At 37.7% G+C, this 15,945-nt stretch carries 13 protein-coding genes; 8 read left to right on the forward strand and 5 right to left on the reverse strand.

All coding sequences use genetic code 11. From position 1 onward, the window contains the following. Nucleotides 1–289: 289 nt before the first annotated feature. From AC1M9F_RS07970 to AC1M9F_RS07985, 4 genes are all read left to right on the forward strand, one after another. Entirely contained in the window at nucleotides 290–874 is a 585-nt protein-coding gene (locus tag AC1M9F_RS07970; RefSeq protein WP_481597494.1) for an OmpW/AlkL family protein, read from the forward strand. Nucleotides 875–1,005: 131 nt separating this feature from the next. Beyond that, on the forward strand, nucleotides 1,006–1,353 hold the full coding sequence (locus tag AC1M9F_RS07975) for a lysozyme inhibitor LprI family protein (RefSeq protein ID WP_481597495.1): 348 nt from the start codon (nucleotides 1,006–1,008) through the stop codon (nucleotides 1,351–1,353). A gap of 92 nt (nucleotides 1,354–1,445) precedes the next feature. Further along, on the forward strand, nucleotides 1,446–3,365 hold the full coding sequence (gene htpG, locus AC1M9F_RS07980; RefSeq protein ID WP_180028982.1) for a molecular chaperone HtpG: 1,920 nt from the start codon (nucleotides 1,446–1,448) through the stop codon (nucleotides 3,363–3,365). Nucleotides 3,366–3,585: 220 nt separating this feature from the next. Continuing rightward, a complete protein-coding gene (locus tag AC1M9F_RS07985; RefSeq protein WP_481597496.1) occupies nucleotides 3,586–3,867 on the forward strand; it encodes a hypothetical protein in 282 nt (93 codons plus the stop codon). Nucleotides 3,868–3,927: 60 nt separating this feature from the next. On the opposite strand, the gene AC1M9F_RS07990 is transcribed toward AC1M9F_RS07985, so the two are convergent. Then, nucleotides 3,928–5,124: a hypothetical protein gene (locus AC1M9F_RS07990; RefSeq protein WP_481597497.1), complete on the reverse strand. Its 1,197-nt coding sequence runs from the start codon at nucleotides 5,122–5,124 to the stop codon at nucleotides 3,928–3,930. Between the two features lie 428 nt (nucleotides 5,125–5,552). After that, nucleotides 5,553–6,266 carry a DsbA family oxidoreductase gene (locus AC1M9F_RS07995; protein ID WP_481597498.1) on the reverse strand — a complete coding sequence of 238 codons (714 nt, stop codon included), beginning with the start codon at nucleotides 6,264–6,266 and terminating at the stop codon, nucleotides 5,553–5,555. A 299-nt stretch (nucleotides 6,267–6,565) separates the two neighbouring features. Between AC1M9F_RS07995 and AC1M9F_RS08000 the strand changes: the two genes are divergently transcribed. After that, nucleotides 6,566–7,360: a hypothetical protein gene (locus tag AC1M9F_RS08000; RefSeq protein ID WP_481597499.1), complete on the forward strand. Its 795-nt coding sequence runs from the start codon at nucleotides 6,566–6,568 to the stop codon at nucleotides 7,358–7,360. Between the two features lie 54 nt (nucleotides 7,361–7,414). On the opposite strand, the gene AC1M9F_RS08005 is transcribed toward AC1M9F_RS08000, so the two are convergent. Next, nucleotides 7,415–8,410, reverse strand: coding sequence for an Lnb N-terminal periplasmic domain-containing protein (locus AC1M9F_RS08005; protein WP_481597500.1), 996 nt, complete (start codon nucleotides 8,408–8,410; stop codon nucleotides 7,415–7,417). Between the two features lie 256 nt (nucleotides 8,411–8,666). On the opposite strand from AC1M9F_RS08005, the gene AC1M9F_RS08010 reads away from it, so the two are divergent. Continuing rightward, nucleotides 8,667–9,176, forward strand: coding sequence for a hypothetical protein (locus AC1M9F_RS08010; protein ID WP_481597501.1), 510 nt, complete (start codon nucleotides 8,667–8,669; stop codon nucleotides 9,174–9,176). A 922-nt stretch (nucleotides 9,177–10,098) separates the two neighbouring features. Here the strand turns inward: AC1M9F_RS08010 and fadA are convergent. Continuing rightward, nucleotides 10,099–11,271 carry an acetyl-CoA C-acyltransferase FadA gene (gene fadA / locus AC1M9F_RS08015; RefSeq protein WP_035265978.1) on the reverse strand — a complete coding sequence of 391 codons (1,173 nt, stop codon included), beginning with the start codon at nucleotides 11,269–11,271 and terminating at the stop codon, nucleotides 10,099–10,101. 12 nt (nucleotides 11,272–11,283) lie between these two features. Further along, the gene (gene fadB, locus AC1M9F_RS08020) at nucleotides 11,284–13,437 is read right to left on the reverse strand and encodes a fatty acid oxidation complex subunit alpha FadB (RefSeq protein WP_092766638.1); all 2,154 of its coding nucleotides are present in this window, start codon (nucleotides 13,435–13,437) and stop codon (nucleotides 11,284–11,286) included. Between the two features lie 505 nt (nucleotides 13,438–13,942). Here fadB and lpxO point away from each other — a divergent pair. Together lpxO and AC1M9F_RS08030 are read left to right on the forward strand one after the other, a co-directional pair. Continuing rightward, nucleotides 13,943–14,857, forward strand: a complete 915-nt coding sequence (lpxO, locus tag AC1M9F_RS08025) for a lipid A hydroxylase LpxO (protein ID WP_481597502.1) — start codon at nucleotides 13,943–13,945, stop codon at nucleotides 14,855–14,857. 129 nt (nucleotides 14,858–14,986) lie between these two features. After that, a complete protein-coding gene (locus AC1M9F_RS08030; RefSeq protein WP_179998808.1) occupies nucleotides 14,987–15,940 on the forward strand; it encodes a hypothetical protein in 954 nt (317 codons plus the stop codon). Nucleotides 15,941–15,945 lie beyond the last annotated feature (5 nt).

A 15,945-nucleotide genomic window follows, 5' to 3' on the forward strand; every position in this document is an offset into this window, starting at 1 on the left:
AATAAAAGGCGATTAATATAATCGCCTTTTTTATTTTAAATCAGATTAAAGTAGTGGGTTTAAATAAAAAAATCCCGAGTAAAATAATATGATTAATAATTTATTTAAAATAATTGATGATTTTATAATTGACTAAATTAGTATGATTTAAAATAAATTATCATTGTAATCAATTGTTTATAAATACAATGTATTTTATTTAAATTTTAAGAGTTGCATATTAATTTTTGACATGTTTATTATATTTAAATAGTGGTTTATTTAGATCAATCTTCCAGAGGTTATAATAATGTTAAATAAAATTGCACTGATTGTTTTGCTTGGAATGTCTGCAAATGCACTGGCAGGAGAATGGCAACTTAAGTTAGGTGCATCTGCAATTTCTCCAACGCAAGATACCGCTGTGGCCTCTCTAGGAGGAGCTAAAGTGGAAGCCGATGATGAATTTGCTTTTACCCCTTCGGTGGAATATTTCTTTAATGATCAAATTTCTGCTGAATTATTATTAGCCACACCAGTTCGCCATGATGTTTTGATTAATGGCGCTGATGCAGTGACGATTAAACATTTACCACCAACACTGACTGCGAAATATCATTTTAAAAATAACTCGGGATTTACACCTTATGTTGGTCTTGGTGCAACAGCATTTATTGCTTGGGATGAGCAAGGCGTTCAAAGTGTAAAAGAAGATTTTGGTTATGCAGCGCAGTTAGGTTTCAATTTCCAACCAGCTGATGCAAAAAACTGGGGTGTATTCGCTGACGTACGTTATGCAGATTTGAACCCTGAAGTGAATGTAGATGGAACAACAAAGTTCAAGCTAGATATAGATCCAGTCATCTATAGCATTGGTTACAGCTACAAATTCTAAAAATAAAGTTGCGCCTAGCCCTATTATTCAATAGGGCTTTTTTTATGTGTTGTACTATAACAGGTAGAAAATACCATATAAAAAAACAATTTTTTTCAATAATCTAGAAAGCTCATAACCGAGTAGTATGCATGAAGAACCAATTCATAAAACTCATCATTGTACTGGCTGCATGTGGAAGTGTTCCAGTATTTGCAGCGAGTTTTGATTGCAAAAAGGCGCAGTCCGAAACTGAGAAAGCTATTTGTGAACATCGTATCTTGAATGATGCAGATGTTAAAATGGCTACGACTTATCAAATTCTACGTCGTTTAGTACCGATGGGAATGCGATCAATCATTCAGAATGAACAAGTCAAATGGCTGGAATTACGTGATCAATGCCAAGCAAATTTGCAATGCTTAAATCATGTCTATCAAATGCGTCAGCAAAAACTAGAAATACATCTTGATCGAATTTACAAACAAGGTCCTTTTTAAAAAAATTTAATTTTGACCATTGAAAAAATTAGAAGCTACACCATTCATTAAGCATTCAAAAAAATTGTTTTGATGTGTTTAAGGAGTAGTTTATGAGCGAGCAGAATACACAAAAACATAGTTTCCAAGCGGAAGTTGCTCAGCTTTTACATTTAGTGACGCATTCACTTTATTCAAATCCAGAAATTTTCCTTCGTGAGCTAATTTCAAACGCTTCAGACGCATGTGATAAATTACGTTTTGAAGGGATTAATCATCCTGAATACTATGAAAATGATCCAGATTTACGTGTACGCGTACAATTGGATAAAGATAATAAAACCATCACCATTTCAGACAACGGTATTGGTTTAAGCCAACAAGAAGCTATTGATAATTTGGGTACGATTGCTAAATCTGGTACTAAAGACTTTATGTCTAAATTAACCGGTGATCAAAAGTCAGATGCACAGTTAATTGGTCAGTTTGGTGTCGGTTTTTATTCTGGCTTTATTGTCGCTGATAAAATCACAGTTGAATCACGTCGTGCAGGGGCTGAAGCTTCAGAAGGTGTACGTTGGATCAGTGGTGGTACAGGCGAATTTGAAGTTGAGCAAATTACAAAAGAAGGTCGCGGTACAGATATTATTCTACACTTGCGCGAAGACGCATTAGATTATTTGCAAAGTTATAAAGTAAAGCAAATTATCAATAAATATTCAGACCATATCAGTTTACCAATTCAAATGGAAAAAGAGGTATGGCAACAAGAAGAAGCAGCTGAGGGCGAAGAAGCGAAACCAGGCCAGTATGTCAAAACGGGTGAATGGGAGGCGATCAATTCTGCCAGCGCATTGTGGACACGTAGTAAGAATGACATTACTGAAGAACAGTATATTGAGTTTTATAAAAACTTAAGTCACGACTTTGAAGCACCGATTACTTGGGCGCATAACCGCGTAGAAGGGAGCACTGAATATACGCAATTACTGTATATACCAAGTAAAGCACCGCACAACATTTTCTCACGGGAAGCGAAAGCAGGTATCAAGCTCTATGTGAAACGTGTCTTCATCATGGATGATGCAGATAATCTCATCCCGAACTATTTACGTTTCGTACAAGGTGTTGTGGATAGCGCAGACTTACCGTTGAATGTGAGTCGTGAATTACTTCAAGAAAGTCGAGATGTTAAAACCATCCGTGAAGGCAACACACGTCGAATCTTAACAACTTTAGATACTTTAGCTAAATCTGAAGATGAAGCAGATCAAGAGAAATTTAAGAAGTTTTATGCTGAGTTTGGGTCTGTCTTAAAAGAAGGTTTGGGTGAAGATTTCACCAATCGTGACCGAATTTTGAAGCTTCTACGCTTTGCAACTTCAAACAATGATGAGGTCACTACTTCATTGGCTGACTACAAAGCAGCAATGAAAGAAGGTCAAAAGGCGATTTATTATGTAACGGCGGAAAGCTTAGCCGCTGCTAAAAACTCGCCACAACTTGAGTTATTCAAGAAAAAAGGCATCGATGTTCTGCTAATGACTGAACGTGTAGATGAATGGGCAATGGAATTTGTTCATGAGTTTGACGGGACACCAATGCAGAATGTCGCAAAAGGTGCTGTAGACTTAGGTGATTTACAGGATGCTGAAGAGAAAAAAGCATTAGAAGCGGCGGCTGAGCAGTTTAAACCTGTGGTTGAAAAGCTGTCTGAGTCATTAAAAGACAAAACCAAAGAAGTACGTGTAACCACTCGTTTGGTTGATTCTCCAGCGTGTCTAGTAACTGGTGAAGGCGAATTGTCTCCACAGTTGATTCGCATGTTAAAACAAGCAGGTCAAGCAGTCCCAGAAAGCAAGCCAATTTTAGAGATTAACCCTGAGCATCCATTGGTGAAAAAGTTGGATGGTTCAGCACAATTTGACGATCTTGCAAATGTGATTTTTGATCAAGCGATGATTGCGGAAGGTGGTTTACCAGAAGATCCAGCTGCATATTTAAAACGCATTAACAGCTTATTATTGAAATAAGCGCATATTTTAAATTGTGATCGAAAGCCTATCTTCGGATAGGCTTTTTTAATGCAGCGCCGTCGTAGGATGCAAAATGAGCTATTTAAGCTTTGGGTTAAACTAGATAAATTTTTTCGATGTTGATGATAAAAAAATACGTCCAAGTTTCGATTTGTAAAACATATTAAAAAACAATAATTAATCTATAATAGCGATCATTAAATATTGGGAATATTCTATGAAAACTTCAATGATGCTCGCATTTAGCATGTTTTGTCTGAGCTTAACCAATGTCTCTTATGCAGAACAAGATGTGAAAAAAATTGTTCGAAATGATCGTGTAACCGTGGTGAAGCATCAAATTCCACAGTTTGATATTAATCCTTTTGTGGATAGTAAACGTATCGCACGCACAGATCGTGTCGGTTATGTTTTACCTAAAACTGAAGCTGAAGTGGCGCCTAAAAAAACACGTATTATACGTAATGATCGTATCGTGATTCAAAAGCCTGTCATTTGAGAATCTAAGATCCAAAAAAGCCCATCAATGATGGGCTTGATTTATGACTATTATCGAGCGCTAAAATCTAGCTTCAAGACGAACTAAAGCACGAGGATAGTGTGATCGATCTTCACGCTTGTCATTAAAATAGTTAAGATCACCTTGAACAAAGAACCATTCGCGGAATAAGGGTTGGCGCCACGAAACAAAAGGTCCCCAACTGTTCATACGTAAATCATCGTTGTTGTAATAACCACCCACATACATACCGTAGTTAAAGCGGTTATCATGGAAAAACTGATGTTGGCGATAGGTACGATTATCCCAAGTCCAATCATCATCCTGCTCATCTGCATAAGTTAGATAAAGCTGATTTGAAATAAACGCTTCATTTGGACGTGCGTGGGTGAGTTCCAAATTGGTTCTTAGATAATTTTCACTATCTATACCATAACGATAGATTTGTTCAGCATGAAAGGAAAAATCATTCCCGAGAGTCCAATCTTTTTTTGCCTTCAAGCGGGCATAAATGTCATCTCCAGATCGAATACCTAAATCAGCATCTAAATCGAAAGGTAACTTATCAGACAGTTGTGACCAACGTAAGGCGATCGAACTGTTATCTTCACGGATTCGCTTAGTGTCGACATTTTTGTCGGGATCAGCAGCGGGATTTTCATTGGTAATGGCAATATTGTTGTCAATTTCATTATCCAGTGAATCATCACCAAAGACTAAACTTAATTTACGCTCTAAGGTTGGTAAGTCGATTTTACCGCGTATACGTGGCTTGAATTCGTAATCATCATACTTATTCCATTTATTATCAAAGATTACACGTAGCGTTGCTTTGGCGGTTTCATCTTCATAACCTTCACCAAACCAACCATCGATTCGCTGAGCGGTTCGGTCTGCCCAGTGGCGAATCGATTTTTGACGTCGGTCAATCCATGATAAATCTTCAGTCGCTTGGGTCGGGGCGTATATTCTTTTATTGGATTGTTCAGGGAATAGTGTGGGGGTTGAATCTACCATGCGAGGAACGTAGTTAATCCAACCTAAGCTATTTTCATCCGATGTTGGCCAATCTTTTTGTTGAAATTCTAAAGGATAGTCTAAAGTAGGGAATTCGCTACTGACACTGATTTCATCTGTTTGATAAGGATCAGTCAAGTGATCTATCTGATCTTGGCTATACACGAAAGTACTTAAAAAGCTACAACTTAAGACAAGACTTAAGGTTGACGGTTTGAACTGCTGCATGATTCTTTTCATATTCGCTCTAAGTCATTTTCATTGTTAAGCCGCTGAATTTATTTATAAAATTAAAAATGGGCTTAAGCATCGTGATATTATTAAAAATCAATGTTTGATCTATTCTAATGAATTGTTCAACAAAATTCACAATAAACAACAATGAATTTAAAGTGATTTAAAATTGGAACAGATAATGAGAAGACTTGAAACTGAAATAATTTTATTAAATGATTGTTTTATAGATAAAAAAAGACCTCCTTGGGGAAAGAGGTCTATAAAAATTTACCATGTATAGAGTCATGCAGTGAATCTATACATGAAGTATATTCAGTTCCGATTCACTTGAATAGGCTTGTTTATGCAACGCTGAATTCTATTTTTATAACAGTCTAAATATGGCTTAAGTCATGCAACCTTAAGCCAGTATTTAGGTTCTCGAAGATGTTTTATGATTTGCTTGGTGGCACGTCACAATGTTCATCAGTACAAGTTTCTGCATCTTCAACAGTGGGTTGATCTGTTTGTTCATTGGCAGTCGTTAATACTTTGTTGATCACATCTTGGAAGACTTGAGTCGGTTGAGCACCAGCCAAAGCCACACGCTGATCGAATACAAAAAATGGTACGCCAGTCACTTTTAATTGATCACGTGCAAGTTCTTCATCAAATTGGACAAAATCGGCATATTGATCAGAATCCAAAATATCATCCACTTCAACTGGATTTAAACCAATGCGCGAAGCAACATCTTCGAGAGTTTCACGCTCGCCAATGGCTAAACCTTGGGTCATATAGCTATAAAAAAAGGCTTCTTTTGCTTCCGAACCCAATCCTAAGCTTTGTGCATGATGAATAATTCGATGGGCGTTGAATGTATTTCCTGAGTTGGCATTTTCCCAATTGAACTCGATGCCTTCTGCTTTTGCCATTTCCGCAATATTGCGTTGCATTTCTTCAACTTCAGCGACAGTACGCCCATATTTCAATGCCAAACGTTCGCTATTTGAGACTTCTTGACGTGGCGGTGAATCAGGATCTAACTGGAAACTGTGCCAATGGACTTCAAGTTCAACACCAGTTGCAGCAGCTGCTGCTTCTAAACGTTTTTTTCCGATATAGCAAAAAGGGCATACTACATCTGACCACACATCTACACGCATAAAAAATCTCTAATCATCATTTATGAATCTATAGTGTGGGCAATGACAACAAAATTAAAGGTCTAAATCTGAAACGCAGAGTTTCAATCCGATATATTTCTGTCGAAAATATGAATTTTGCGTAATAAATTATTGAAACTTGATCACAGAATCACGAATAAATCGACAAAATCACAGCAATATCCACTAAATTCATTCCTATTTCTGCTTAAAAAATATGCTATACAATACACATCATGTGCTTGTCATTGTTCGCAAGTGATTCATTACTCAAACAAAAAAAAGGATAGGAGTTTGAGATGCGCGGAATTTTAGCGGTGGTTATCGTCATGGTGACCTTATTATTTGGTTATTGTGCCTACGCGCAAAATGAAAAAAATGATGAAGTGCAACGTCAACAATTTGATTTGGTGATGACGGAAAAAATTGAGCAGCTTTATGTTCAAGCGAAGGATTGGAAAACCCCTCTGAATTTTAAAGTTGAAGATGAGCGTTTGGATGGTGACTATAAGGTACTTTCTGAATTTATTTTGAAGTATTGGGTAGACAATATTGAATCACGAAATATGTATTTACGTGAGTTAGATCAAGCCAAGTGGGATGAGTTTCTGAACGTTCGTCGCCTAGAATTAGATAAAAAGAATAAATATCAAAACACCGAAAAGATGTTTGTCCAAGTGAAGAAAATTCAATCTGAATATCAAATGCGTGACCAACAAATTTATGCGACAGCTTTACAAGCGCTTGATGCTTTGGACATGAAATCAGACTTGCGTGAGCCAATGAAAGAAAAGTTAAAATTCAGCCGACAGCATAATAATGATCAAGCTTTGTTTGCTTTAGAACTTAAGATCACAAAAAAAGCTGAAGAAATGTTTGAGTTTTTGAAGAATCATGACTGGCAACGCCGTAACGAAATGATCCTATTTAAAAGTGATCTCAGTGTGAATCGCTTTAACGAGTTATATCGCGAATTAAATCAATTACAACGTGAAATTGATCAGTTAAAAAATCAAAATGCCGAAGTGATTGAAGCACAAACAGTGAATCAAAGTCCAAGTTCAGAGCCTGCTGTTCAGGAAGAAACGCAATAAACAAACTTTCTTGGTTGTTTCTTTCAGCGTGGTTATAAAAAATGGACGCATGCTTTACTCACGGAGTAAGGCAGAAAAGGCTTTACTTGAAAGTAAATGTACATCATGAACATGCTCAATTTTAGGATTAATGTGTGCTTTTTCTTTCCATTGATCTAATGTGATACCATTATCGAGTACTTTTTTGTCATATAAATAGTTTGGAATTAAACCTGGTAAGGTCACGCGATAATCTCGTGGAATTTGTCCTACTGCATGTTCTAATAAATCAAACAAGATGGTCGTACAATTACTGATATAGGTGTTATACCAAACTGGGGTATGATTTAGCCGATTGGCTTTGTTCAGGAATTCTAAAAACAACATCTGAATTTCGGTTTGATTCATTTTAATTGGATAAATATAGACATCTTCTTCGCGAATATTTGAGCGAGTATAAATCAAATCATTTTCATCACCTACGACCAGTGCCAATTCATACTGCCGAAAAAACCCGCCAATGGTGGAGAAACCTTCATCCTTTTCCTGACGAACCTCTAAAGAAAATGCGAGATGTTCGCCACCATCAAAACCAAATGTAATAAAAACATGCGCAATAGGACCTTGCATAAAATGAGATACCACTAAATCTATACGATCTAACTTTTCTAAATCGTATTGTCGTGTTTCCCATCGCGTCACGTAGTCTTTATCACTGTGCCAAATAAAATTTCTGACATTCTGTAATTCCACTTTGCCATCTTTGAATTGGAATTGAATAATTTTGTCGGTTTCATCCTGCCAAACGCGATCATTGCGCGGCTCTAAGGAAAAAAAGCTAATCATGGCAATCAAAAAAATAATCAAATACGCCCATGTGAAATAGGGCTTATAGCTGTGTTGCTTGAAATGGAATATCCCTGTAATGATGGCAAGTCCAACCCAAAACAAGATCAGTGCATAAGTGAAAATGGCATTAACAGGCTGATGTGTCCAAATGAATAAGATTGCCCAAAGTGATGTGAGACATAAAAATATAACGAGTAGGCTGTTTTTTATTTTAGTTTTCATGGCTGATGGATATGTATGAGTTTTCTATTTTTATAATGAATTGAAGTTAAGCTTTGAAGTCCATATTTGTAAAATCAGACCGAGTCTTGAAATTCAGTTGCTTAGCAAAACTTTTAAAAAAAACTTGAAACATTTATCTGAGTGCTGATGAATAAGTAAATAAATTGGTGTAGTTTAATTAAAGAATGGCTCTATTTGTTTAGTTATTCTTGTTTCTTGATGCTCAATTTGAACGATGCATGTCAGAGTCTTACTTATGACTAATTCTAAATTATGTTTGATGTTCGGTGTGATCTCAGCCTTGCTGATGAGTTTGTCTCATGCTGAAGATGTTGCAAGCCTGCCTTCAATTCAATTGATGGCGGACGATGACTTACGTGATGAAGTTGTGACGACTGTTACACCTTTTCAAGAGGATCAAAAGGTGCGTCAATCTTTGCAACATCAAGTGATCAAAAAAGAGCAGAATATTCAAAATGCTGCTTTAGAGCAAAGTTCACCTGCACTGAATATTCAACCGAAAACTCCAGTGCCTGATATGAGTCATCTATCACCTTTACAGCAGCAGTATGTTTTGTCTGTTGCAGCAGGTTTACAGTCGAATGATCCGAGTTCAGGCATTTTTAGAATGTTGGAGCCTTTAGGGATTGATCGGGACAAAGCATTGACTCATATCCAGCAGGGTGGAGGCGCGATTCCAATGACCTTTGATGAGCAACGTTTAAATCAGTTGTTGGGTGATGGATGGCGGAGTAATCTAAAATAAAATTTGATTTCTAAAGTATAAAAATCCCGCAAACAGCGGGATTTCTTCTAGTCACGTATCTAAACTTAAACACGTTTGATAATTTGCAAATTATCTTAAAGCCTAGGTAAATTATAGTAGATTAATTCACATGAATTTAAAGTGTTAAGATCTAAATTGATATTTTGTTGAGCAGATACATGGTTGCTCAAGTGTTGATTTTGTTGTGCACTAAAGCCCAAAAAAGAATTATAACCTTCAATTTGAATTTTATATTTCTGAATATTAAGGTTCAAATTTTGAGTTAAGCAATACTGCTTTAATGAGTATTCTCTCTTATTATCAGATAGCGTAAAATTTATCTTGTGAGTAACAGTATCAATAACATAAATAGAATGTTTGTGTGAGCCAATATTAATTTTTTGTTGATGAGTTGGATTAGCTTGTACCGTACCGTTAAATAGAAATTCTTTGATAACTGGCTTGCCAATGACTTCATTTATTTTGATCAGAGCGAAGTTTGTAAGCGTGATAAATTGCGGGGAAAATAACCTCTAAACAAAAAATAACACAAACCCTGTAAGAAGTATAAATATAAAATAATTCATGAATTTATTAATTTTTTTATAACGGAATTTTTTGCGATTCTCCTCAATTTCTCGGACATAAAACTGATTGATAACAACAAGAAAAATGGGAGTTAAAAAAGTAATAGCCAGTCCATAAGCAATACTAGAAACTAATAGAGGATTAAAGAAAGGCAATTCATATTGATTTTCTAACTTCCATCCAAAATAGAAAATTATAAGACTGAGAACGATATAAAATACTGGATAGAAATATGTCTTTTTTTTCTTCATATTTATAAATTTTTTAACAAGATTTTTTTTTAGAGAAAAAACCCCGCATTAAGCGGGGTTTCTGTTGGTCACGTATTTAAAACTTAAACACGTTCGATCACAGTTGCGATACCTTGACCAAGACCGATACACATCGTCGCAAGACCGATTTGTGTATCTTGTTGTTCCATCACGTTTAACAACGTCGTTGTGATACGCGCACCAGAACAACCCAATGGGTGACCAAGCGCAATCGCACCACCGTTTAAGTTCACGATGTCTTGTTTGTCATGTAAACCTAGACCTTTCAATACTGAAAGACCTTGAGCAGCAAATGCTTCGTTTAACTCAACAGTCTGAATGTCACCAATGCTCAAGCCAGCACGTTTCAGCGCTTTTTGAGTTGCTGGAACTGGTCCATAACCCATGATCGCAGCATCACAACCTGCAACTGCCATAGATCGAATTACAGCACGTGGCTTAAGACCGAGTGCTTGCGCACGCTCAGCAGACATCAATAACATTGCAGATGCACCGTCAGACAACGCTGATGATGTAGCAGCAGTCACTGTACCGCCTTTAGGGTCAAACACAGGACGCAACGCTTTAAATGCTTCAAGGTTCGCATCTGGACGAATCACTTCGTCTACATCACAAAGGATTTTGAAGCCATTTGCATCATGACCTTCAACACCAATGATTTCGTTTTTGAAACGACCTTCTTGAGTAGCAGCCCAAGCACGACGGTGAGATTCAACACCAAAAGCGTCTTGCTCTTCACGGCTAATGCCATTCATACGACCTAACATTTCAGCAGTTAAGCCCATCATGTTAGATGCTTTTGCATAATGTTTAGATGCTTGTGGGTTCAAGTCGATACCATGCATCATGCCAACGTGGCCCATGTGCTCAACACCACCGATGATGAAGATATCACCTTGGTTTGTCGCAATTTGAGCAGCTGCGGTATGAATTGCTTGCATTGAAGAACCGCAAAGACGGTTAACAGTTTGACCTGCAACAGTTTTTGGTAAGTCTGCCAATAACACGATGTTACGACCGATGTTCATGCCTTGCTCTAGAGTTTGGTTCACACAACCCCAGATCACATCTTCAACTTCGTTCACATCAAACTGGTTACGAGCAACCAATGCACGAACTAATTCAGCAGATAAGTTATCGGCACGTACATTGCGGAACATACCATTTTTGGTTTTACCCATTGCTGAACGTACGCCATCAACGATGACAACGTCACGTGGATTTAAAGTAGCCATTCACGTTGCTCCTTAACCGTAGAATTTTTTGTTGTTAGCAGCCATGTCACGCAACATTTGTGGCGCTTCATAAGCCTTACCTAAATGCGCATACTTGTCGCAAAGCGCAACATACTCAGCTACACCAGTTTGATCGATGTAACGGCATGGACCACCACGGAATGGAGGGAAGCCTACACCCATTATCATTGCCATATCTGCTTCGTTTGGTGTTGCAACGATGTTGTCTTCTAAGCAACGAACAGTTTCGTTACAGAAAGCAATCATCATACGGTCAATGATCTCTTGAGAATCAAATTCACGTTTTTCACCAGTCACGACAGAAGCAATTACGTCATACGCTGTTGGATCAACAGTTTTTGCTTTCTTGCCTTTCTTGTCCAATTCATATTTGTAGAAACCAACATCGTTCTTTTGACCGAGACGTTGTGCTTCATACATTGTTTGGATTGAACCTTTGAAATCAGGCTTCATACGGTCAGGGAAACCTTCAGCCATCACTTCTGCACCGTGAACGCCAGTATCAATACCGACAACGTCCATTAAGTATGCAGGACCCATTGGCCAGCCAAATTTTTCCATCACTTTGTCGACTTGTTGGAAGTCAGCGCCGTCTTTAAGAAGAAGGTCAAAGGCACCAAAGTAAGGGAACAATACGCGGTTTACAAGGAAGCCCGGACAGTCGTTTACAACGATCGGAGTTTTACCCATTTTTTGAGCGAGGACGACAGTCGTTGCAATCGCTTCAGGTGAAGTTTTTTCACCACGAATCACTTCAACCAAAGGCATCATATGCACTGGGTTAAAGAAGTGCATCCCTACAAAGTTCTCAGGACGCTCTAGGTTTTCAGCCAAACGCGTGATTGAGATCGTAGAAGTGTTTGATGCAATGATCGTGTTTTCACGTACTTTAGACTCAGTTTCTTTGAGTACGATGCCTTTCACTTTCGGATTTTCTGTTACCGCTTCGATCACGATATCGACTTCTTTAAACTCATCATAGCTTAATGTCGGACGGATACGTGCAAGCGTTTCACCCATTTGAGCAGGCTTGATTTTCTTACGTTCAACTTGTTTAGTCAGAAGACCGTTTGCTTCTTTCATTCCTAAAGCAAGTTGTGGGTTACCAATATCTTTCATGATAATTGGTGTGCCTTTGCTTGCCGCTTGATAAGCAATACCACCACCCATGATACCTGCACCAAGTACTGCAGCTTGATTTACAGGGTGAGCGCCTTGTTCATATTTTTTCGAAGTTTTCTTCACAACTTGGTCGTTGATGAATAGACCAATCAACGCGCCTGCTTGTGGCGTTACCGCTGCTTTTGCAAAGTGTTCAGCTTCTTGGCGAAGTGCACCAGCACGATCTAAGCTTGAACCTGCTTGCATAGAATCAAGCAATAATTTTGGCGCAGGGTATTGTGCAGGATTAGCTTTCGCAAGCACCACACCTTTAGACGAGTTGAAAGCCATCATTTGTTCTAATGGATTCAACTTAATTGGATCTAATTTTTCTTGACGCTTCGCTTTCCAGTCTAAACGACCTTCGATTGCTTGTTTAACGATAGAGATCGCAGCATCTTGTAATTTATCAGCAGCAACCACCGCATCGACCGCACCATCTTTAAGTGCAGCAGGTGCTTTTTTCGGGTTCGCCATTGCCATCCATTCAACAGCGTTATCGATACCGATAACACGGCTTAGACGAACAGTACCACCGAAACCAGGAATGATCCCAAGTTTAATTTCTGGAAGACCAACTTGTGCTGATTCTGACATCACGCGATAGTCACACACCAAGCACATTTCGAAACCGCCGCCCAATGCCATACCATTGATTGCAGCAACTTTAGGAATATTTAAATCTTCGAATGAATTGAAAATTTCATGAACAGGCATCGCCCAATCTACAATGACTTGTTCGCCTTGCGCAAAGTTTTCACCAAACTCAGTGATGTCTGCACCAACGATAAATGTAGATTTACCAGATGTAACGATAAGACCTTTGATCTCAGCGTTTGATTGAACAGCAGCAATTGCAGCTTTAAAGTCGTCAATTGTTGCGCGGTTGAATTTATTAACCGACTCACCTTGTAAGTCAAAGCGGAATTCTGCAATTCCGTCCGAAAGCATTTGGACGGTAATGGCATTGCCAGCGTGGATCATGCCCTGATCTCCTTTTTTTTGGAGGACTTCTAAGTTGATGTTGTGAAGCAAGTGCGTATTTCCTGCGCACATTAAAGCTTCGCTAATCTTACGATAACTATATCGAAAAAGAACATAACAAGTTGTATCAAGCCGTGACGCAATGGTCATCTATTTATTGCACCAGCATGCGTTATAAAACAGCAGATGCGAATGTAGAGTTTGTTCTTCTTACAATAAAGCGATTGTTTCAATTGGCATTTTATTTAAAAACACTTCAACTTATATCTGGGGTAGGTAGGTAATTTCAAGTTATTTTGCACTTTAAATTTCGTCATAAAAGTCAATAAACTGAAATATAAAGCCATCAAAAGTCTATTTGTAGAACACAATGTTTCGTTGTTTGGGGTAGTCGTTATACAATTTACGTGATTATCTATACATCTAAATTGGAACAATTCATTTTCAATTTAGGTGCAGCATCTCCTCATTTAACCCGCTAACCAAAGATAAACCGAGTCAATCAATGATCAAGTGGATTATTCTCGCGATATTCATCATATCGGCACTGTATATTCAACGTCGTGGAAAAGTACGACATTCGTTGTATCGTCAATTCTTTGATCATTCGACCATTTTGGCACCTATTAATTTTTTGATGTATATGTTCTCTAAGGTGCCAAACCAGCCTTATATCGACACACAGCATTTTAAAGATTTAAAAGTGTTAGATGAAAATTGGGAAATGATTCGTGATGAAGCCAAAGCTTTATATGAGCAGGGTGGGATCAAAGCCTCTGAAAAATATGATGACCTAGGCTTTAACTCATTTTTTAAAACTGGTTGGAAGCGTTTTTATTTAAAATGGTATGACTCTGCACATCCTTCAGCAGCAGAACTGTGCCCTAAAACGACAGCATTGCTTAAAACATTGCCAACCATTAAAGCGGCGATGTTTACTGAGCTTGCTCCTGATAGTCGCTTGGTTCGTCATCGTGATCCTTATGCGGGATCTTTACGCTATCATTTAGGGTTGTTGACGCCAAATGATGATCGTTGCTTTATTGATGTAGATGGTCAGCGGTATTCATGGAGAGATGGTGAAAGCGTTGTGTTTGATGAAACCTACATTCATTATGCAGAAAACACGACGGATCAAAATCGTATTATTTTCTTTGCTGATGTAGAGCGCCCTTTAAAGACACGTTGGATGGAACGGTTTAATCATTGGTTTGGTAAAAATGTAATGACTGCGGCAAGTTCACCGAATGAAGCAGGGGATCAAACGGGTGGTCTGAACAAAGCATTTGGTTATATTTATCGCTTGCGTGTGAAAGCAAAAGCACTGAAAGCGAAGAACCGTCAGTTATATTACTTTTTAAAATGGTTCTTGATGTTAGGGATATTCTTCCTGATTTTTATTCGACCTTATGTGTTTTAAGAGCATTCAGATCAAAATGCGCCTCAGGGCGCATTTTTTAATTTTACTTAAAATTATGTAAATTAAAATTGAGAAGTTGTTCAATAAAAGCTATGCTTTTGTGTGTAAAATATACAAAAGAAAATTCAAATGAATCTCAAAAAAACAATATTGGCTCTAAGTGTTTTACCGTTTTTTTTAAGTGCCTGTGGCGGCGGTGGGTCGGGAGATTCGTATGAATCATCACCGAGTACACAATTTCGAAACGGTGATCAACTCTATTCAATTTACTATAATTCCAATGATCGATTCGGCTTAAATTATATTGAATTTCAAAATGGACAATTTACTTATACGGATAGTTTTAAACCGTTGAATAGTGTGATTGTGACGCGAAATCGTATCTATCAAACCTATGATCAAGCCCAAAATACGCTCAGTGTGAATAGTCCTAGTCATTGGACGATGAATATCATTGGTGACATACAAACGGATATCGAAATGGAGCGTGTAAACCTATCGGGTAAAAATGTTTTTGATACAGTTTTACCAGGTTATCGCAACATTGATCGAAATGATTTGAGCCCTAATGTGAGATTGTTTATCGCCAAAGATGGTCTTAAAAATTTTTCTTCAGGTAGCTATTGTTATAGAAAGAAAGCAGAACAAAACCGAGTAGATTATTTACAACTCTATCCAAACACGAGTGAACCATTGGAAGAGAGTTTTAACCAATTTTATGAAGATAACTTGCTGTATCTTGATCTTTTAAATGAAAAAAATCCAATAGTTAAATTTCAACTTGCTAAAGATCGTTGGATGGGTATGAATTTTAGCAGTATTTTTGACACCAGTATGAAGATTAGTTTAGATGATTCAACAGCCATTGAATTTGAAAGCAAACTATATCCTGCTGAATATCATCAAACTTTGAAGCGTACGACTGATGATGAATATAAGCTCTATGAAAAATTGCTAATGAACGATGATGTTGCAGAAAATAGACAGCGTTATCAGTTATTAATGGCAAATATTGAAAAAGGGTGTACGTATTATAATAAAACGGCAGCAGAATCCTTTGTCACGATTCCTGGTTTAAGATGATTTGT

This window comes from Acinetobacter sp. ANC_7504 (assembly GCF_056779995.1).